General features: G+C 72.2%; 19 protein-coding genes, 3 tRNA genes and 1 CRISPR repeat array (1 of these 23 only partly in view). Of the genes, 5 read left to right on the forward strand and 17 right to left on the reverse strand.

Annotated elements, in window-relative coordinates; genetic code table 11:
- Nucleotides 1–49 precede the first annotated feature (49 nt).
- The 8 genes from rplL to JQN72_RS11215 all read right to left on the reverse strand — a co-directional run bounded on the left by rplL (nucleotide 50) and on the right by JQN72_RS11215 (nucleotide 5,189).
- Nucleotides 50–445: a 50S ribosomal protein L7/L12 gene (rplL, locus tag JQN72_RS11180; protein ID WP_204135276.1), complete on the reverse strand. Its 396-nt coding sequence runs from the start codon at nucleotides 443–445 to the stop codon at nucleotides 50–52.
- A gap of 64 nt (nucleotides 446–509) precedes the next feature.
- Nucleotides 510–1,124 (reverse strand): 50S ribosomal protein L10, encoded by a 615-nt coding sequence (gene rplJ / locus JQN72_RS11185; RefSeq protein WP_204135277.1) that lies wholly within the window; start codon nucleotides 1,122–1,124, stop codon nucleotides 510–512.
- A 296-nt stretch (nucleotides 1,125–1,420) separates the two neighbouring features.
- Nucleotides 1,421–2,233 (reverse strand): hypothetical protein, encoded by an 813-nt coding sequence (locus tag JQN72_RS11190; RefSeq protein ID WP_204135278.1) that lies wholly within the window; start codon nucleotides 2,231–2,233, stop codon nucleotides 1,421–1,423.
- A gap of 189 nt (nucleotides 2,234–2,422) precedes the next feature.
- A complete protein-coding gene (gene rplA, locus JQN72_RS11195) occupies nucleotides 2,423–3,139 on the reverse strand; it encodes a 50S ribosomal protein L1 (protein WP_204135279.1) in 717 nt (238 codons plus the stop codon).
- Between the two features lie 103 nt (nucleotides 3,140–3,242).
- Nucleotides 3,243–3,674: a 50S ribosomal protein L11 gene (gene rplK / locus JQN72_RS11200; protein WP_204135280.1), complete on the reverse strand. Its 432-nt coding sequence runs from the start codon at nucleotides 3,672–3,674 to the stop codon at nucleotides 3,243–3,245.
- An 87-nt stretch (nucleotides 3,675–3,761) separates the two neighbouring features.
- Nucleotides 3,762–4,679 (reverse strand): transcription termination/antitermination protein NusG, encoded by a 918-nt coding sequence (gene nusG, locus JQN72_RS11205; protein ID WP_307812628.1) that lies wholly within the window; start codon nucleotides 4,677–4,679, stop codon nucleotides 3,762–3,764.
- 63 nt (nucleotides 4,680–4,742) lie between these two features.
- Entirely contained in the window at nucleotides 4,743–5,009 is a 267-nt protein-coding gene (gene secE / locus JQN72_RS11210; protein WP_204135281.1) for a preprotein translocase subunit SecE, read from the reverse strand.
- 107 nt (nucleotides 5,010–5,116) lie between these two features.
- Nucleotides 5,117–5,189: transfer RNA gene (locus JQN72_RS11215), tRNA-Trp, on the reverse strand.
- Nucleotides 5,190–5,387: 198 nt separating this feature from the next.
- Between JQN72_RS11215 and JQN72_RS11220 the strand changes: the two genes are divergently transcribed.
- From JQN72_RS11220 to JQN72_RS11230, 3 genes are all read left to right on the forward strand, one after another.
- Nucleotides 5,388–6,689: an aminotransferase class I/II-fold pyridoxal phosphate-dependent enzyme gene (locus JQN72_RS11220; protein ID WP_204135282.1), complete on the forward strand. Its 1,302-nt coding sequence runs from the start codon at nucleotides 5,388–5,390 to the stop codon at nucleotides 6,687–6,689.
- 5 nt (nucleotides 6,690–6,694) lie between these two features.
- The gene (locus JQN72_RS11225) at nucleotides 6,695–7,186 is read left to right on the forward strand and encodes a DUF5709 domain-containing protein (protein WP_204135283.1); all 492 of its coding nucleotides are present in this window, start codon (nucleotides 6,695–6,697) and stop codon (nucleotides 7,184–7,186) included.
- An 86-nt stretch (nucleotides 7,187–7,272) separates the two neighbouring features.
- Nucleotides 7,273–8,256: an adenosine deaminase gene (locus JQN72_RS11230; RefSeq protein WP_239100540.1), complete on the forward strand. Its 984-nt coding sequence runs from the start codon at nucleotides 7,273–7,275 to the stop codon at nucleotides 8,254–8,256.
- Nucleotides 8,257–8,563: 307 nt separating this feature from the next.
- Here the strand turns inward: JQN72_RS11230 and JQN72_RS11235 are convergent, their stop codons facing one another.
- The 9 genes from JQN72_RS11235 to JQN72_RS11275 form a co-directional block, all read right to left on the reverse strand.
- Complete coding sequence (locus JQN72_RS11235; RefSeq protein WP_204135285.1) at nucleotides 8,564–9,229, reverse strand: hypothetical protein; 666 nt, start codon at nucleotides 9,227–9,229, stop codon at nucleotides 8,564–8,566.
- Nucleotides 9,230–9,634: 405 nt separating this feature from the next.
- Complete coding sequence (locus tag JQN72_RS11240; protein ID WP_204135286.1) at nucleotides 9,635–10,720, reverse strand: UDP-N-acetylmuramate dehydrogenase; 1,086 nt, start codon at nucleotides 10,718–10,720, stop codon at nucleotides 9,635–9,637.
- The gene (locus tag JQN72_RS11245; RefSeq protein WP_204135287.1) at nucleotides 10,720–11,142 is read right to left on the reverse strand and encodes a MaoC/PaaZ C-terminal domain-containing protein; all 423 of its coding nucleotides are present in this window, start codon (nucleotides 11,140–11,142) and stop codon (nucleotides 10,720–10,722) included. The genes JQN72_RS11240 and JQN72_RS11245 overlap by 1 nt, the downstream gene beginning before the upstream one ends.
- Nucleotides 11,142–11,591, reverse strand: coding sequence for a MaoC family dehydratase N-terminal domain-containing protein (locus JQN72_RS11250; RefSeq protein WP_204135288.1), 450 nt, complete (start codon nucleotides 11,589–11,591; stop codon nucleotides 11,142–11,144). Before JQN72_RS11250 ends, JQN72_RS11245 begins: the two co-directional genes overlap by 1 nt.
- Nucleotides 11,592–11,687: 96 nt before the next feature.
- Nucleotides 11,688–11,858: a 50S ribosomal protein L33 gene (gene rpmG / locus JQN72_RS11255; RefSeq protein ID WP_204135289.1), complete on the reverse strand. Its 171-nt coding sequence runs from the start codon at nucleotides 11,856–11,858 to the stop codon at nucleotides 11,688–11,690.
- Nucleotides 11,859–11,979: 121 nt separating this feature from the next.
- A tRNA-Met gene (locus JQN72_RS11260) sits at nucleotides 11,980–12,053 on the reverse strand.
- Nucleotides 12,054–12,103: 50 nt separating this feature from the next.
- A tRNA-Thr gene (locus JQN72_RS11265) sits at nucleotides 12,104–12,176 on the reverse strand.
- A gap of 50 nt (nucleotides 12,177–12,226) precedes the next feature.
- Nucleotides 12,227–13,000, reverse strand: a complete 774-nt coding sequence (locus JQN72_RS11270; protein ID WP_307812630.1) for a helical backbone metal receptor — start codon at nucleotides 12,998–13,000, stop codon at nucleotides 12,227–12,229.
- Between the two features lie 2 nt (nucleotides 13,001–13,002).
- A complete protein-coding gene (locus JQN72_RS11275; RefSeq protein ID WP_204135290.1) occupies nucleotides 13,003–13,764 on the reverse strand; it encodes an SDR family NAD(P)-dependent oxidoreductase in 762 nt (253 codons plus the stop codon).
- A 238-nt stretch (nucleotides 13,765–14,002) separates the two neighbouring features.
- On the opposite strand from JQN72_RS11275, the gene JQN72_RS11280 reads away from it, so the two are divergent.
- Both JQN72_RS11280 and JQN72_RS11285 read left to right on the forward strand, forming a co-directional pair.
- On the forward strand, nucleotides 14,003–14,629 hold the full coding sequence (locus JQN72_RS11280) for a nucleotidyltransferase domain-containing protein (RefSeq protein WP_204135291.1): 627 nt from the start codon (nucleotides 14,003–14,005) through the stop codon (nucleotides 14,627–14,629).
- Nucleotides 14,626–15,030 (forward strand): hypothetical protein, encoded by a 405-nt coding sequence (locus JQN72_RS11285; RefSeq protein WP_204135292.1) that lies wholly within the window; start codon nucleotides 14,626–14,628, stop codon nucleotides 15,028–15,030. The genes JQN72_RS11280 and JQN72_RS11285 overlap by 4 nt, the downstream gene beginning before the upstream one ends.
- 109 nt (nucleotides 15,031–15,139) lie before the next feature.
- Nucleotides 15,140–17,430: direct repeats of the CRISPR family, unit length 28 nt; unit sequence GGATGACCCCCGCGTGGGCGGGGACGAC; it runs 3,913 nt beyond the window's last position.

Raw genomic sequence — 17,430 nt, forward strand, 5'->3', positions numbered from 1 at the left:
CGGGGGGGCCCCCACGGGTGGAGCGAGCGGCCCCCTCACGGGGACGGACTCACTTGAGGGTGACGGTGGCGCCGGCGCCCTCGAGCTGCTCCTTGGCCTTCTCGGCCGCGGCCTTGTCGACCTTCTCGAGGACGGGCTTCGGGGCGCCGTCGACGAGGTCCTTGGCCTCCTTGAGGCCGAGGGAGGTCAGCGCGCGGACCTCCTTGATGACGGCGATCTTCTTGTCGCCGGCGGCGTCGAGGATGACGTCGAACTCGTCCTGCTCGGCGGCGTCGCCGCCACCGGCCTCGCCACCCGCGGCGGCGGGGGCCGCACCGGCGACCGCGACGGGCGCGGCGGCGGTGACGTTGAAGGTGTCCTCGAACTGCTTGACGAACTCGGAGAGCTCGATGAGGGTCATCTCCTTGAAGGCGTCAAGGAGCTCGTCGGTGCTGAGCTTGGCCATGATGGGCGTCCTTTCTCTGCTGTTCTGCCGTGAGTGGCGGTTTCGGGGGTGAGCCGACCGGAGGTCAGCTCGCGTCGCCACCCTCGGCGACGTCGGTGGCCGGGGCGTCGGCCTCGGCGGGGGTCTCCTCGGCGGCCTCGGCAGGGGCGCCGGCGACCGGCCCCTCCGCCTCGACCTTGGCCCGCAGCGCCTCGACCACACGGGCCGTCTGCGACAGCGGAGCCGCGAAGAGGGAGACAGCGTTGCTGAGCGAGGCGTTCATGGCGCCGGCCAGCTTCGCGAGGAGCACCTCGCGGGACTCGAGGTCCGCGAGCTTGGTGATCTCCGCGGCGGAGAGGGCCTTGCCCTCGAGCACGCCGCCCTTGATCACCAGGAGGGGGTTGGCCTTGGCGAAGTCACGCAGACCCTTGGCGGCCTCCACCGCGTCGCCCTCGACGAAGGCGATCGCGGACGGACCGACGAGCTGACCGTCGAACGCGGTCACCCCGGCGTCCTTGGCGGCGAGCTGGGTCAGCGTGTTCTTGACCACGGCGTAGGTCGCGTTGCCACGCAGGGTGTTGCGCAGCTCGGTGATCTGCGCCACCGAGAGCCCCCGGTACTCCGTGAGGACGGCGGCGTTGGAGCTCTTGAACTTCTCCGAGAGCTCGGCGATGGCCGCAGCCTTGTCGGCACGTGACATTCGGGCCTCCTTCCGTCGGGTCGGACCGTCGGCGAGGGCCCCGGGAAAGAGAACGAGCCCCGGCGCAGGGCACGGGGCTCACGGGGGCGCGGACGGCTCTCGCCGCCCCGGCGCCCGGGGAACTACGCGGCCTACGCTGGCGCCCGCTCTCGCGGGACCTTCGGTCTCGGGCGGGAGCCCTCGACAACCGGCGGTCTTCGGTCGGGGTCAAGCGTACGGGACCGTGGCCCATGGCCCCAAATCACGGCGGCACCCGCATCGGACGCCGCCGTGATGTGAGTGTGTCGATGTGCGCGTCAGCCCAGGTCGGGCATCTGGAACGTCCCGACCTCGCTCGCGGGTGGGGCCGCGATGTCCACCTTCTTGCCCCAGTCGGAGTAGGTGACCGTCACCGCCTCGCCCGCGATGTCCATCCCCATGGACAGCGGCAGCCCCTCGGCGTCGAGGGTCATCTCGTAGGACATGCCGTCAGGCATCTGTGCGAGACCCTCCTTCGTGAGCCCGGGGATCGACTCGGCCTGCGTGTCCAGCGCCTCGTCGAGCTGCTCCTCGGTCAGCACGACCGAGTAGGTGACCGTGTCGGCGTCGACGGCGATGACCTCGGCCTCGGTGCCCTCGAAAACGATGAACTGGTGAGCCGGGTCGACGGTCGACGCCATCTGCTCCAGGACCGGCGCCATCATCCGGGACATCATGTCCTCGCCGTCCGGGTCGATCTTGATCCACGACCTGCCCCCGGTCATCTCCCCGACCGAGTCACCGGTCATGTACATGACGCCGTCGACGAGGAGCATCCGCACGGGCTCGTCCGCCTCGGCCGTCATGGTCATGGACATGGCCGGCGACCCGCTGCTGTAGTCGACGTCGATCTCCGACGAGCCGTCGCCCCCTGCGGCCACGGTCACGTGCGAGGTGCCCTGGGCCTCGACGGCTGCGGCGGTCGACTCCGCGAGCTCGGCGAGGTCGACGGTGTCACCCACCTGGACGCCCGTGGCCGCGGGGGCCTGCGAGGGCGTGCTCTCAGCACCGGTGTCGGCGACGGTCGAGCCACACGCCGCGAGTGCCATGGCGCCGCACAGAGCGACGACGGAGTGGATGGTGCGCTTCATGCGGTGCTCCCCCGGTGAGGTGTTGATGGACGAAGCCGCCGATCGGACGCTCCGATGGGAACAGCGTAGGGGCCGGGCCGGGGACGGATGGACCGGTTCGGCCGGTTCGAGCGAGGTCGTCGGAGCCGGGACGCGCCGGAGCCCGTCACACCCTGGCAGGGGTGACGGGCTCCGGCAGAGGGGCGGCGGTCAGGCGTCCACCGGCTCCTCAGTGAGGTTCTTCGTCTTGGCGGCGTCGAGCGGGATGCCCGGGCCCATCGTCGTCGACAGGGTCGCCTTGGTGATGTACCGGCCCTTGGAGGACGCCGGCTTGAGCCGGAGGACCTCGTCGAGGGCGGCGGCGTAGTTCTCGACGAGCGACTTCTCGTCGAAGGACGCCTTGCCGATGATGAAGTGGAGGTTCGCGTGCTTGTCGACGCGGAACTCGATCTTGCCGCCCTTGATGTCGGAGACGGCCTTGGCGGTGTCCATCGTCACGGTGCCGGTCTTCGGGTTCGGCATGAGCCCGCGCGGACCGAGGACCTTGCCGAGCCGGCCGACCTTGCCCATGAGGTCGGGCGTGGCGACGACGGCGTCGAAGTCGAGCCAACCGCCGGCGACCTTCTCGAGGAGGTCGTCGGAACCGACGAAGTCGGCGCCGGCCGCGGTGGCCGCCTCGGCCTTGTCGCCGTTGGCGAAGACGAGGACGCGGGCGGTCTTGCCCGTGCCGTGCGGGAGGTTGACCGTGCCGCGGACCATCTGGTCGGCCTTGCGGGGGTCGACGCCGAGCCGCATCGCGACCTCGACGGTCTCGTCGTACTTGGCCGACGCCGCCTTCTTGGCGAGGCGGACGGCCTCGAGCGGGCTGTACAGGGCGTCCGCGTCGATGGTCGAGGCGGCGGCCCGGTAGGCCTTGCTGCGCTTCATGTGCTGCTCCTGGTGGTGAGTGGTGGAGTCGTGGTCGTCGGGCCAGCGCATGGCCCTGCCACAGGGGCCGACCGGGCTCGGGGCCCGGCCGGGTGGACCGGGCTCAGAGCTCGGTCTCGATGCCCATCTGCCGCGCCGTACCGGCGATGATCTTCATCGCGGCGTCGACGTCGTTGGCGTTGAGGTCGGGCATCTTCGTCTCCGCGATCTCGCGGAGCTGGTCGTTGGTGAGCTTGCCCGCCTTGGTCTTGTGCGGCTCGCCCGAGCCCTTCTGGACACCGGCGGCCTTCTTGATGAGCTCGCTGGCCGGCGGGGTCTTCGTGATGAAGGTGAACGAGCGGTCTTCGTAGACCGTGATGACGACGGGGATGATGTTGCCGCGCTGGTGCTCGGTCGCCGCGTTGTACGCCTTGACGAACTCCATGATGTTGACACCGTGCTGACCGAGCGCGGGGCCGACGGGGGGCGCGGGGGTCGCGGCACCGGCCTGGATCTGCAGGCTGATGTAGCCGGACACCTTCTTCTTGGGGGGCATGACTGTCCTTCTTCGGTGGTGGTGGGCCGACGCCGTGGGCGATGACCCCTTTGCAGTGTCCGCGGGTCCCCGCGGAAGGGCCTTCGGTCAGATCTTGGCGACCTGGCTGAAGGAGAGCTCGACCGGGGTCTCCCGGCCGAAGATCGTGACGAGCACCTTGAGCTTCTGGGTGTCGGCGTTGATGTCGGAGATCGTCGCCGGGAGGGTCTCGAACGGGCCGTCCATGACGGTGACGGACTCCCCGACCTCGAAGTCGACGACGGTGGCCGTGGGCTCGGCGCCGGGAGCGGACGGCGCGGCACCGGTCGTGGCGGCGGCCGCGGCGGTCTCGAGGTCCGCCGGCTTGAGCATCGTGAAGACCTCGTCGAGGGTCAGCGGCACGGGCTGGTGGGCGTTGCCGACGAACCCGGTGACGCCCGGGGTGTGCCGGACGGCGCCCCACGACTCGTCGGTGAGGTCCATCCGGACCAGGACGTACCCGGGCATCCGGACCCGGCGGACGAGCTTGCGCTGCCCGCTCTTGATCTCGGTGACCTCCTCCATCGGCACCTGGACCTCGAAGATGTAGTCCTCCATGTTGAGGGACTGGGTGCGGTTCTCGAGGTTGGCCTTCACGCGGTTCTCGTAGCCCGCGTAGGAGTGGATGACGTACCAGTCGCCGAACTTGCCGGCGAGGTCGTCCTTGAACGCCTGGACCGGGTCGACGCCGGCGAGCACGTCGCCGTCCTCGTCGGTGACCGGGGCGTCGGCGGCGTCCTCGGCGACCGGCACCTCCGCGGGAGCGTCGGCCTCGACGGCGTCCTCGGTGGGCTCCTCCGCAGCGGGCTCGACGGGCTCCTCGGCCTCGGTCTCACCGGCCTGCGTGGCCTCGTCCGACCCGGCCGTGGCGTCGTCGAAGGACTCGGCGGCCTCGACGTCGGCCTCCTGGACCGTCAGGTCGTCGGGCTGCACCTCGGGGGCGTCGTCGGACGCCTCGTCGGGGGTGTCGGTCCACTGGTCGGACACGGGTGACCTCTTCTTCCTTCGTGATGCGGTGCCGGTGCGGGCGGGGGCTCGTGCGGGGGCGCGTCAGTTCCCGAGGACCAGGCCCACGAGCTTGCTGAAGCCGAAGTCCATGCCGGCGACGATCGCCATCATGACCGTGACGAACACGATGACGACGATCGTGTACTGGGTGAGCTCGGCCCGCGTCGGCCGGACGACCTTGCGCAGCTCGTCGAGGATCTGGCTGACGAACAGCGAGAGCGCACGGAACCACCGGACGACGGGGTTGCCGCCCTGGTCCTTGCCCTTGGCGGGCTTGGAGGGGGTCCTGGTCTGACCTACGTCAGTCACGGTGCCTCTTCACGTCGAGCTGCTTGTCGGATGCCTCGGCGCGGCACGACCGCGACAGGCAGCCCGGGAGGCGGGCCGCGGATCGTGGACGTACCACACGTGCGACGCAGGGCAGGAGGGACTCGAACCCCCAACCGCCGGTTTTGGAGACCGGTGCTCTACCAATTGAGCCACTGCCCTGTGGGACCCCTGGTTGGGTGGGGACCCGGGCGGTGCGACCGGACCCGGGCACGCCGAGATGGTGGTCACACCGAACCGACAGCATACGGGACGCCCCGGGCCCGGCGCGAACCGCGGACGGGCCGGGGCGGACGGACCGGCGTCTCGCGCGCGGGGGAGCCCTACACCGGCGGCGGAGCGTTCTGGGACGATGGCCCGGTGAGCACCGAAGCCGTGTCCTGTACCCCCCTCGCCGACCGCTCCCCCGACGCGCTGCGTGCGTTCCTCGACGAGCAGCGCACCGCGTACGCCACGCTCCAGGAGCGCGGCCTTCGCCTCGATCTCACCCGTGGCAAGCCGAGTGCCGAGCAGCTCGACCTCGCCGAGCGGATGCTCTCGCTGCCCGAGGGCCACACCGACCGCGACGGCGTCGACGTGCGCAACTACGGCGGGCTCGAGGGGCTGCTCGAGCTCCGCGAGATGTTCGCCGAGCTGCTCGGGGTGGACGTCGAGCAGCTCGTCGCCGGGGGCAACGCGAGCCTGACGATGATGCACGACGTCCTCGTGTACCACCTGATGTTCGGCGGCGTGGACTCGCCGCGGTCGTGGAAGGACGAGGAGAAGGTCACCTTCGTCTGTCCGGTGCCCGGCTACGACCGGCACTACGCGATGCTCGAGTCCTACGGCATCGAGATGGTGACCGTCCCGATGCTGGAGGACGGCCCGGACGTCGCGGCCGTCGAGGCGCTCGTCGAGGACGACCCGAGCGTCAAGGGCATGTGGATCGTGCCGACGTACGCCAACCCGGCCGGCTCGGTCGTCACCCAGGAGGTCGCCGCGCGGCTCGCCGCGATGCCGACCGCGGCCCCGGACTTCCGGCTGTTCTGGGACAACGCGTACGCCCTGCACCACCTGACGACGGACGAGGCGAAGTCGGCCGACATCGTGTCGCTCGCGTCGTCCGCGGGGAACCCGCACCGGCCGGTCGTCTTCGCCTCGACGAGCAAGATCACGTTGGCCGGGGCGGGGGTCGCGTTCCTCGCCGGCTCCCGCGAGACGGTGCGTTGGTACCTGTCGCACCTGAAGTTCGCCTCGATCGGGCCGGACAAGGTCAACCACCTGCGGCACGTGCAGTTCTTCGGCTCGCCGGACGGGGTGCGCGAGCACATGGCGAAGCACCGTGACGTCCTCGCGCCGAAGTTCGCGGCCGTCGACGCCGCGCTGACCGCCGAGCTCGAAGGCCTCCGCATCGCCGAGTGGACCCGCCCGCGCGGCGGGTACTTCGTGAACCTCGACGTGCCGGACGGCTGCGCGTCCCGGGTCGTGACGCTGGCGAAGGATGCCGGGATCGCGCTGACCCCGGCCGGCGCCTCCTTCCCGCACGGCACCGACCCCCGCGACCGGAACATCCGCCTCGCCCCGTCGTTCCCGGTGCTGGCCGAGGTCGAGACCGCGATGGCGGGGGTCGCGACGTGCGTCGCCCTCGCCGCCGCCGAGCAGCTGGTGGGCGACGTAGGCTGACGAGCATGTCCGAGAACCCGCAGCACAGCGACCCTCCGGCGCCGCTCGACCCTTCCCAGCTCCCGGCCGAGGACACCCTCGTCCCGGAGGACGTCGAGGACGTGCTGGACCGCGGCTACTCGCCGCCGGACGTCGACCGCTCCGCCGCGCACGGCCCCACCGTCGAGGAGCAGCTCCAGGGCGAGAGCCTCGAGGAGCGCATCGGCCAGGAGGTGCCCGAGGAGGGCACGGCGTACGGCGCTCCGGACGACGAGTCGGACCAGGGCTCCGAGCGTGTGGGTGGCGACGACCCCGACGCCATCCACGCCGAGGACGACTGGCTCGGTGACAGCGAGGTCGGGGACGACCGGGCGGGTCGCCTCGTCGCTCCCGACGAGGGTCTCGCCGAGGACGCCGAGAAGGACCTCGTCGGCGAGGACGTCGGTGTCGACGGTGCCGGGGCCTCCGCCGAGGAGGCGGCCGTCCACGTCGTCGACGAGGAGACCGGCGAGGAGTGAGCGAGGGCCCCGACGGCGCCGGCTCGTCCGCGCGGCCCGTCGCCGACCTGCCCAAGGCTCACCTGCACCTGCACTTCACCGGCTCGATGCGGGTCGGGACGGTCCGCGAGCTCGCGGCGTCCCACGGGCTGCGGCTGCCGGCCGTGCTGCGTGAGGGCTATCCGCCACGGTTCGAGGCGGCCGACGAGCGCGGCTGGTTCCGCTTCCAACGGTTGTACGACGCCGCGCGGGCGTGTGTCCGGGGCGAGGCGGACATGCGGCGGATCGTGCGCGAGGCGGCGTTCGACGACGCCGCCGAGGGGTCGCGGTGGCTCGAGCTGCAGGTGGACCCGACGTCGTACGCGCCGTTCGTCGGGGGGATCACGCCTGCTCTCGAGATCGTGCTGGACGAGGCGACGGCGGTGTCGCGCGAGCCAGGGGCGGCGCAGGTGGCCGTCATCGTGGCGGCATCCCGGATGCGGCACCCACTGGAGGCGCGCACCCTGGCCCGTCTGGCGGCGCAGCACGCGGGTGACGGGCCGGGGAGCGTCGTGGGTTTCGGGCTGTCGAACGACGAGCGCCGCGGGGACACAGGGGAGCTGGCACGGGCGTTCCGCATCGCGCGGCAGGCGGGTCTGGCGTCGGTGCCGCACGCGGGCGAGCTGCTCGGGCCGGAGGCCGTGGCCGCGACGCTCGAGACGATGGCGCCGGACCGGCTCGGGCACGGTGTGCGGACGGTCGAGGACCAGCGGGTGCTGGAACGGGTCGTGGGCGCGGGGGTCGCGTTCGAGGTGTGCCCGGGGTCGAACGTGTCGCTCGGGGTGTACGACGACGCCTCGGACGTGCCGCTGCGACGGCTGCTCGACGCAGGTGCGACGGTGGCGCTGGGGGCCGACGACCCGTTGATCTTCGCGTCGCGGCTCGTGGCGCAGTACGAGGCGGCGCGCTCCGTGCACGGGCTGAGCGACGCCGAGCTGGCGGGGCTCGCCCGGGCCTCGTTCGCGGCCAGCCGGGCTCCGGAGGCGGTACGGCGCGAGGCGGACCGGGACATCGAGGCCTGGCTGGTCCAGGAGGGTCCGAGGACGGGGTGACCGGCGGGGAGCCGACGCGCGCGGCGGTCGTGGGGGCTGGGGCGCGGGACGAGCGCGGCGGTGGTCGGTTCTCTGACGTCCATGTGCTCCGGATGCCGGGCCACCCCGGGCTCGTGACCCGCACGGCCCACCGACACGAGTGAGAGCGTGCGGCCCGACTCCGGACTCCAGGTGCTCCAGATCCCGGGCCACCCCGGCTCGTCTCCCGGCGCATCCGTACCTGTGCCCCGGGAGGCGAGCCACGAGACCCACCCCACGGGCCGACGGGTCGTGCTGCGGCCGCTGCGCGGGTGGGGCAGAGGTCCGTTCAGGCCGCGTCGGGACGCCGGTGCTCCTCGGAGGGCGGGTCATCGGCGGCTGAGTCATCGGCGGCCGGGTCGTCGGGGGCTACGGGGTGGTCGGCCAGGGGGTAGGTCACTGATCCGTCGGGCCTCGTCCACGGCCTGGGCGAGTACCAGCAGGGCGCCTCGCTCGGGCCGTCGAAGAACTCGTGCATCCACCACCAGTCCGGCGGGTTAGTGACCTGGGTCGTCTCGAGGTGCCCGGGGAAGCGTCGCGAGCCACCCCGCACACGTGCGATGAGCTCGGTCCGTGGCCACTCCTCGGGCGCCACCGCCGGCGGTCCGCCGAGGAGCGGCTCGGCCCGGAGCACTGCCACGGGGACGTTCACCTGCTGCTTCTCGGAGAGGGCGGCCCCGTCGGCCTGCGGGTCGGACGGCTCACGGCCGAGGTACAGGGCGAAGCCCGTTCCCTGCAGGGCATGCACCAGGTCGTCGAGGCGATGGCCTCCGGCGGAGGACTCGAGGCGGCCGAGCGTTGCCCGGGAGTAGCCCCGGAGCCTGGCGTACGCGCGTTGGCTGAGGCGTAGCCGGCGACGGTGAGCGCGCAGCGCCAGCCCGACCTCGTCGGCGAGGGTCAGGCTCGCTCGGGCGGCGAGCAGCTCTTTGGCGAAGGTCGGGTAGGCAGAGGGCATACCTTCATGCTGCGGAGGTGCGATCTCGGGGTCCAGGTCGCCGGTGGCCCCTGTGGACCGACGCGAGGCGACGCGCCGCTGTGGACGACCGGCTCCGGTGCCCTCCCGGCTTCCGGTGCCATCCCCTCGGAGCAACCCATACCAGTGCACCCGGAGATGGACCGCTGGCTCAGGAGACGATGCAAACCGCACCTGTGCGCCGGGGGCTGGGTCGGTGGCTCGGTATCGGGAGCACCTAGACGTCACGGACCGGACTCCTTCATGAACGTCCCGGACCCAACTGTTTCAGGATGCTGGGCGCCCCGCGTCCGGGACCGGTGCTGCCTTCGGCCGACGAGCGAGGGCGCGCCAGGCCGACCAGCCGAGTCGGCCGCGTCGACCGCGGCCGACGGCCGGTCCGGGCCCTCAGGGTCGACCCTCCTCGAGGCTCTGCCCCAGGAGCACCGGCTCGTTGACGAGCTCCACGCCGAAGGCCTCGCGCACCCCCGCGCGCACCTCACGGGCGAGGGCCACGACGTCGGCCGCGGACGCGGTCCCGCGGTTCGTCACCGCGAGGGTGTGCTTCGTCGACAGCGCCGCCGGCCCGGGCATCGCGTAGCCCTTCCCGAACCCGGCCCGCTCGATGAGCCAGGCCGCGGAGGTCTTGACCGTCCCGTCCGCACCCTCGAACCGCGGCGGGGAGACCTCCACCCCGAGCCGGGACGCCACCCGCTCCTGCAGGGCGTCGAACTCCTCCGCACCGAGCACGGGGTTCGTGAAGAACGACCCGCAGGACCACGTGTCGTGGTCGGCGTCGTCGAGCACCATCCCGCGCGAGCGCCGCTGGACGAGCACCGCCTCGCGGGCCTCGGCGAGCGGAACCCGCCCTCTGGCCTCCACTCCGAGCTGACGGGCGAGATCGGCGTAGGCCACCGGTCGGGACAGGTCGGCGAGGACGAGCTGGAACATGACGTCGAGGACGACGTACCGGTCGGTCCCCTTGAAGAGCGAGTGCCGGTAGGTGAACCGGCAGTCGGGCGAGGTCATCGTCCGGACCCGCTGCTCGGTGCGGTCCCACACCCGCACCCGGGCGATGGTCTGCGCGACCTCCTGCCCGTAGGCCCCGACGTTCTGGACCGGCGTCGCCCCGGTGGACCCGGGGATGCCGGACAGGGCCTCCACCCCGGACCACCCCTCGGCCACGGCCCGCTCCACGAACGGGTCCCACGGCTCCCCCGCCGCGACGACGACGTTCGCCCCACCGCACGAGTCCGACGAGTCGACGACCACCCCCCGGGTCGCCACCTTGACGACCGTGCCCGCGAACCCGTCGTCCGGGAGCACCAGGTTCGACCCGCCGCCGAGGACGAGGAGCGGCTCGTCCGCGTCGTCGACCTCCCGCACGGCGTCGACGAGCTCATCGGTGGTCTCCGCGACGACCATCCGCGCGGCCGGCCCACCGACCCGCATCGTCGTGTGCCCTGCGAGGGGCTCGTCCGTCAGCTCCTGCATCAGTCGAGGCGCACGACGGCGACGCAGCGCCCGAGGACCTTGACGCCGTCGCTCGTCGTCGTGACGTCGACGGTGACCCGCCCGGTCTCGGCGTCGACGGCCTTGACGGCCCCCTCGACGACGACCTCGGCACCGGCCTGCGGGACGACGACCGGCTTGGTGAAGCGCGTGCCGAACTCGAGGACCCGCCCCGCGTCGCCGGCCCACTCGGCGACGACCGTGCCGGACGCCCCCATCGTCCACATCCCGTGCGCGATGACGTCGGGGAGCCCGACCGAGCGCGCGAACTCCTCGTCCTGGTGGATGGGGTTCTGGTCCCCCGACGCGTTCGCGTACGCGACGAGCGTCTCGCGCGACACGGGCACGGTGACGGGCCCGACGGCGTCCCCGACGGACACCGACGACAGCGCACGGACGGCCATCAGCCCTCCCCTCCCCGGACGACGATGAGCGAGGTGACGGTGGAGAGCGCCTCCCCGGACGTGGTGGCGAGCTCGGTACGGGTCGTGACCATCGCGTGCCCCCCGGCCTCGCGTACCTGGTCGACCGTCAGCGAGCCGACGACCTCGTCGCCCGCGGTGATGGGCCGGTGGTGGACGAACCTCTCCTCGCCGTGGACGACGCGGCTGAAGTCGATGCCGGCCTCGGCGTCCTCGACGTACGCGGCCTCGGTGGCCTGGGCGAAGCGGACGGCCATCGTCGGCGGGGCCACGACGTCGGCGTACCCCGCGGCGCGGGCGGCCTCGGCGTCGGTGTGGACCGGGTCGGTGGCCCCCACCGCCCGAGCGAAGTCGGCGACGAGCGCGGCATCGACGGGGTAGGGACCGCTCGGCGGGTAGGTACGTCCGACGAAGTCGGGGTTCACGGCCATGGCGACCACTCTAGGGGTGCCGGCCGAGACCCCCGGACACGGCGAGAGGCCGCCGCACCAGGGGTGCAGGCGGCCTCGTCGGATGACGCGCTGGGGTCAGCGGGTCTCGCGGTGCTCGGTGTGCTTCTTGCAGCGCGGGCAGAACTTCGCCAGCTCGAGCCGGTCGGGGTCGTTGCGGCGGTTCTTCTTCGTGATGTAGTTGCGCTCCTTGCACTCCGTGCACGCCATGGTGATCTTCGGGCGGACGTCGGCGCTCTTGCTGGCCACGGGGCAACCTGCTCTCGGGAAACGGTGGTGGATCTGGGGGCGGCGCGGGCGCGGGGACCGCGCGGCACCAGCACAACAGGGTACGCGACCCGTGGTACTCCACGGAAATCGCACACCTGCGTAGCGGGAGCGGGGCTCGATCCCGCGACCTCACGATTATGAGTCGTGCGCTCTAACCAGCTGAGCTACCCCGCCTCGGGGAACGACCGGCTCCTGTCCCGGAGGACCTGACCCGACCGGACCAGAGCCCCCTGTCGGAATCGAACCGACGACCTTTTCCTTACCATGGAAACGCTCTGCCGACTGAGCTAAGGGGGCGGACGCCGGGCGTGGTCACGGCCCGGCAGGCCGACCGAGACACTACACGCTCAGGTCGGCTCGGATGAAATCCGGCGGGCCTCGAGCATCGACGGTCCGTACCAGGTGAGCAGGCGTCCGGAGACGAGCCGGACGGGGACCCGGGTGAACATCTCCGGACCGTCCCCGTCGGTGAACTCGTACGGCTCGTCGGGCAGCAGCACGAGGTCGGCGAGGGCGGGGTCGTCGAGCGCCCCGACCTCCGCCGCGGGGTAGCGGCCGACACCGTCTCCGCCGACGACCTCGTACCCGATCCGGGCGAGGAGGTCGGCCGTGAACGTGGGCCGGCCGACGACCATCCACGGGTCGCGCCAGACCGGGACGACGACCCGGGCGCGCGGTGCCGGCACCGGCTCGGCCCACGTATCCGCGACGTCACTCAGCCATCCCGGCTCGTCCAGGCCGAGAGCCTGCGTGACGAGGCGTCGCATCGACGTGAGCGCCTGCGGCACGGTCTCGATGTCGGTCACCCAGACGGCGAGGCCGCGCTCGCGCATCCGCCGGACGTCGAGCTCACGGTTCTCCTCCTTGTTCGCGACGACGAGGTCCGGCTCCAGCGCGGCGGCGGCCGCGAGGTCGGGGTTCTTCGTGCCCCGGACGCGCGGGACGTCGAGGCCGGCCGGGTGGGTGCACCAGTCGGTGGCCCCGACGAGCCGGTCGGGGCAGGTGGCGGCGAGCGCCTCGGTGAGCGACGGCACGAGCGAGACGACGCGGCGCGCCGGGCCCGGCAGGGGCACCGGCACGCCGAGGTCGTCGCGCAGGTCACGGCCGGACCCGGAGGGCACGGTCAGCGCGGGGCCATCCGGAGCGCACCGTCCATCCGGATGACCTCGCCGTTGAGGTAGTCGTGCTCGACGATCGACAGGGCCAGCTGGGCGTACTCGTCGGGGCGGGCGAGCCGTTGCGGGAACGGCACCCCTGCGGCGAGCGCCTGGCGGAACTCGTCGGAGACGGTGGCGAGCATCGGGGTCTCGACGATGCCGGGCGCGATGGTCACGACCCGGATGCCGTACTGGGCGAGGTCGCGGGCCGCCGGCAGCGTCAGCCCGACGATGCCGCCCTTGGACGAGCTGTACGCGGCCTGGCCGACCTGGCCGTCGTACGCGGCGATGCTCGCGGTGTTGACGACGACGCCGCGCTGGCCGTGCTCGTCGGGCTCGGTGGCGGCGATGGCCTCGGCCGCCACGGCCATCACGACGAAGGTGCCGAGCAGGTTGACCTCGAGGACCTTGCGGTAGAGGTCGATCGAGTGCGTCCCCTTCCGGCCGAGGATGCGTGCGGACGGCCCGATGCCGGCGCAGCTGACGACGACCCGCAGCGGGCGGCCCGGGTCGCCCGCAGCCTGGTCGACGGCGGCCCGGACGTCGGCCTCGGACGTGACGTCGGTGGGGAGGTACTCGACGCCCTGCACCTCGGGCGCCGATTTGCAGGCGTCGGGGAGGTCGAGGGCGAGCACCCGGGCGCCGGCGCCGGCCAGGGCGGCGGCGGTGGCCGCGCCGAGGCCGGAGGCGCCGCCGGTGACGACGGCGGAGATGTCTGCGGTCTGCATGGTCGTCATCCTGCCACCGCGCGGCACGTCCTCCCCGGCCCGTCAGGGCACGTACGGCTGCCCGACGACGTAGCGCGGATCCCCCGACCCTGCCCGATCCGTGTCCAGCGCACGCGCCTCGCCGATGACCTCCGCGACCGCCCCGGGAGGTCGTCACCGCGGGACGGGCTTCTTCGGCCCACCACTTGGCGCGCCAACTATAGTTGACTCAGACCAACAATAGTTGGATGATGCGCCCGTGGACCTGTCTTTTCCGCTTCTGACCATCGCTCCCACCCTCGACGCCGGGGTGTTGCAGGTGCTCGCGGCAACCACGTCCGGGTGCAGTGCGGCCGAGGTACACCGCCGTCTCGGTCGCGGTAGCGACGAAGGGGTCCGCAAGGTGCTGGCGCGCCTGGCCGAGCAGGGCATCGTGCTCGTCGAGACGCCGGTCAGGTACCCCGTCTACCGTCTCAACCGGGAGCACCTGGCGGCTCCTCACATCGAAGCGCTCACGCGCTTACGTGCCGAACTCGTGGACCGCATTCGCGACGACGTGTCGAGCTGGGAGATCACGCCCGTCCATGCCGGCTTGTTCGGCTCCTTCGCCCGGGGTACCGCCGACGCCGAAAGCGACGTCGACCTGCTGGTTGTGCGCGCACACCGGATGACCTCCTCCGACGAGGACACCTGGTTGGGTCAGGTGGACCGCCTCGACCGGCGGATTCACGCCTGGACGGGAAACCGCGCACAGGTCATCGACGTGGACGCCACCACTGTGGCGCGGATGGCCGACGAAGCCGACCCCTTGGTCGACTCCTGGCTGGCCGACGAGATCCTCCTGGTCGGCCAGCGCATCGTCGACCTGCTCCGAGGCGCACGATGACGCCGCGCCGACCGACCCGCGTCGTCACCTGCACGCCGAAGGAAGGCCGCGCTCGTCGCGACCAGGCCCAGGCGCTTCTCGACGTCGCTGAGCTCGTTCTCGGAGAGGAGCGGCGCGAGGCTCATGTCGCAGCCGCTCTCGCCGTGCTGGCCGGCATCGCAGCTACCGATGCCATCTGCGGGCTCAGCCTCGGCAGGTGGAGCCGAGGACAAGATCATGCTCAGGCAGTGAACCTGCTCGGCGAGGTCGCTCTCCGCGACACGACCTTGCCCACAAAGCTCCGACGCCTGCTGGCCGAGAAGGATGCCGCGCACTACTCGCCGAGCCTCATCACCGTCGAGAAGGCCAGGGCCATGGTGCGCCGGGCGACTGCTCTGCTCGCCGAGGCCGATCGGCTGTGACCTTCCCGATCCGTGACGACGCCGAGACGCGAGGAGTGCCGCGACGCGCCCCGGACCCCGCGTGGTTGGGAACCACGCCCTGCTCAAGCCGGGCGGCCGGGTCCTGAACGGATGATCCCCGCGTCGGCGGGGACGACGACACCTGGTGCAGCTCGACAGCGGGGATGGGGGGATGACCCCCGCATGGGCGGGGACGACTTCATCACCGCCGTGCTCGGTCCTGTCGTGATCGGATGACTCCCACGTGGGCGGGGACGACGCTCTGACGAGAGCGCACCGGATCGTGACGCGCAAATGACCCCCGCGTGGGCGGGGACGACTTGCGGCGCGGCTTCTTCTCCGGCGTCGCGTCCGGATGACCCCCGCGTGGGCGGGGACGACCTGCTCGTCCACGGCGGTCACCGGCCCCACCGCGGATGACCCCCGCGTGGGCGGGGACGACGCCGTGTCGTCACGGTGCGCGGTGTACATGATCGGATGACCCCCGCGTGGGCGGGGACGACACGGCGTCCGCGGAAATCCAGGTCGGCAAGGGCGGATGACCCCCGCGTGGGCGGGGACGACGACCCGCCGCGCTGTCTGCGGATGTGTCAGGGCGGATGACCCCCGCGTGGGCGGGGACGACGACCCGCCGCGCTGTCTGCGGATGTGTCAGGGCGGATGACCCCCGCGTGGGCGGGGACGACTTCCCCATCGGCACGAGCCGGAAGTTGGACCCGGGATGACCCCCGCGTGGGCGGGGACGACGCTGCGGAGTGTTCTTGGCCATGGGATCAGTCCGGATGACCCCCGCGTGGGCGGGGACGACTTCCGGACGGTCTCCCCGAGATCCTCGACGTCCGGATGACCCCCGCGTGGGCGGGGACGACGACAGTGCGGTGCGGATGGCTCCGGTGATGCCGGGATGACCCCCGCGTGGGCGGGGACGACGACTGGACAGAGCGACCGCAGGAGGCGAAGTGCGGATGACCCCCGCGTGGGCGGGGACGACAGCAGTGGACGACCTGGCGCCAACTCCTCGAGCGGATGACCCCCGCGTGGGCGGGGACGACGCCTCGATGTCGGCCTTGGACTTGGCGACGACGGGATGACCCCCGCGTGGGCGGGGACGACCAGTACGCGATGTTCCAGGACGACCCAGTCGGGGGATGACCCCCGCGTGGGCGGGGACGACCCACCGGCCCAGCCCGCGCCGTCGCCATCATCGGGATGACCCCCGCGTGGGCGGGGACGACTCAGGCAGAGAGTCGAAGACCGCGGCGAGCGACGGATGACCCCCGCGTGGGCGGGGACGACCGCCTGGCGGCCTCGAAGCCGGCTCCGTGGTACGGATGACCCCCGCGTGGGCGGGGACGACTTGGCGTCCCCGTCGACTGGCCGTGTGGCGCACGGATGACCCCCGCGTGGGCGGGGACGACATCCAGGCCGACGACGTCGCAGCCTCGCTGCGCGGATGACCCCCGCGTGGGCGGGGACGACACCAGGTCAGCGAGCACCCCGAACGGAGTGCGGGGATGACCCCCGCGTGGGCGGGGACGACGTCCGATGTCAGGTTGCCGGTGATCGTGATGAGGGATGACCCCCGCGTGGGCGGGGACGACTCCCTCTCCCCCGAGGCCTTCATCGAGGAGTACGGATGACCCCCGCGTGGGCGGGGACGACGGCTCGTGCACGGTCCTCACGTCGGTCTCCGTTGGATGACCCCCGCGTGGGCGGGGACGACCACCGGTCGCAGCGGTAGATGAGGGGCCCGAACGGATGACCCCCGCGTGGGCGGGGACGACGACTGGTACTCGATAGCCCGGCTGGCGTTGACGGGATGACCCCCGCGTGGGCGGGGACGACCGACGACGCCGGAGCGGGAACGCTCACCGGGTGGGGATGACCCCCGCGTGGGCGGGGACGACTGCAGGTCGGGCGCGAGCACGGTCTCGGTGAGGGGATGACCCCCGCGTGGGCGGGGACGACTACGTCTCACCCTCGGGGCGCCAGAACAGGCGCGGATGACCCCCGCGTGGGCGGGGACGACGACTACCGGCAGGCGGTCACGTCGATCACAGCGGGATGACCCCCGCGTGGGCGGGGACGACTACAGCGTCACCGGTGAACAGATCCTCGTCGAGGGATGACCCCCGCGTGGGCGGGGACGACCAGCCGCCGTACCGGACCAGCGCCGTCCACGTCGGATGACCCCCGCGTGGGCGGGGACGACGGGCACTTTCACCCGCACCCCAGCTACGTCCGCGGATGACCCCCGCGTGGGCGGGGACGACCGCACCCTCGAGGACGGCACCCGCCGTGCTGGCGGATGACCCCCGCGTGGGCGGGGACGACAACACCCTCGGCGCCCACGGACCCAGTTGAGCGGGATGACCCCCGCGTGGGCGGGGACGACACCGT

The organism is Phycicoccus sp. CSK15P-2, assembly GCF_016888005.1.
Classification (GTDB): domain Bacteria; phylum Actinomycetota; class Actinomycetes; order Actinomycetales; family Dermatophilaceae; genus Phycicoccus.

What these genes read in the sequence shown, in the direction of transcription:
- rplL (WP_204135276.1), bottom strand. Translation starts at nt 445, where the DNA reads ATGGCCAAGCTCAGCACCGACGAGCTCCTTGACGCCTTCAAGGAGATG.
- rplJ (WP_204135277.1), bottom strand. Translation starts at nt 1,124, where the DNA reads ATGTCACGTGCCGACAAGGCTGCGGCCATCGCCGAGCTCTCGGAGAAG.
- JQN72_RS11190 (WP_204135278.1), bottom strand. Translation starts at nt 2,233, where the DNA reads ATGAAGCGCACCATCCACTCCGTCGTCGCTCTGTGCGGCGCCATGGCA.
- rplA (WP_204135279.1), bottom strand. Translation starts at nt 3,139, where the DNA reads ATGAAGCGCAGCAAGGCCTACCGGGCCGCCGCCTCGACCATCGACGCG.
- rplK (WP_204135280.1), bottom strand. Translation starts at nt 3,674, where the DNA reads ATGCCCCCCAAGAAGAAGGTGTCCGGCTACATCAGCCTGCAGATCCAG.
- JQN72_RS11225 (WP_204135283.1), top strand. Translation starts at nt 6,695, where the DNA reads ATGTCCGAGAACCCGCAGCACAGCGACCCTCCGGCGCCGCTCGACCCT.
- JQN72_RS11230 (WP_239100540.1), top strand. Translation starts at nt 7,273, where the DNA reads ATGCGGGTCGGGACGGTCCGCGAGCTCGCGGCGTCCCACGGGCTGCGG.
- JQN72_RS11235 (WP_204135285.1), bottom strand. Translation starts at nt 9,229, where the DNA reads ATGCCCTCTGCCTACCCGACCTTCGCCAAAGAGCTGCTCGCCGCCCGA.
- JQN72_RS11240 (WP_204135286.1), bottom strand. Translation starts at nt 10,720, where the DNA reads ATGCAGGAGCTGACGGACGAGCCCCTCGCAGGGCACACGACGATGCGG.
- JQN72_RS11245 (WP_204135287.1), bottom strand. Translation starts at nt 11,142, where the DNA reads ATGGCCGTCCGTGCGCTGTCGTCGGTGTCCGTCGGGGACGCCGTCGGG.
- JQN72_RS11250 (WP_204135288.1), bottom strand. Translation starts at nt 11,591, where the DNA reads ATGGCCGTGAACCCCGACTTCGTCGGACGTACCTACCCGCCGAGCGGT.
- JQN72_RS11275 (WP_204135290.1), bottom strand. Translation starts at nt 13,764, where the DNA reads ATGCAGACCGCAGACATCTCCGCCGTCGTCACCGGCGGCGCCTCCGGC.
- JQN72_RS11285 (WP_204135292.1), top strand. Translation starts at nt 14,626, where the DNA reads ATGACGCCGCGCCGACCGACCCGCGTCGTCACCTGCACGCCGAAGGAA.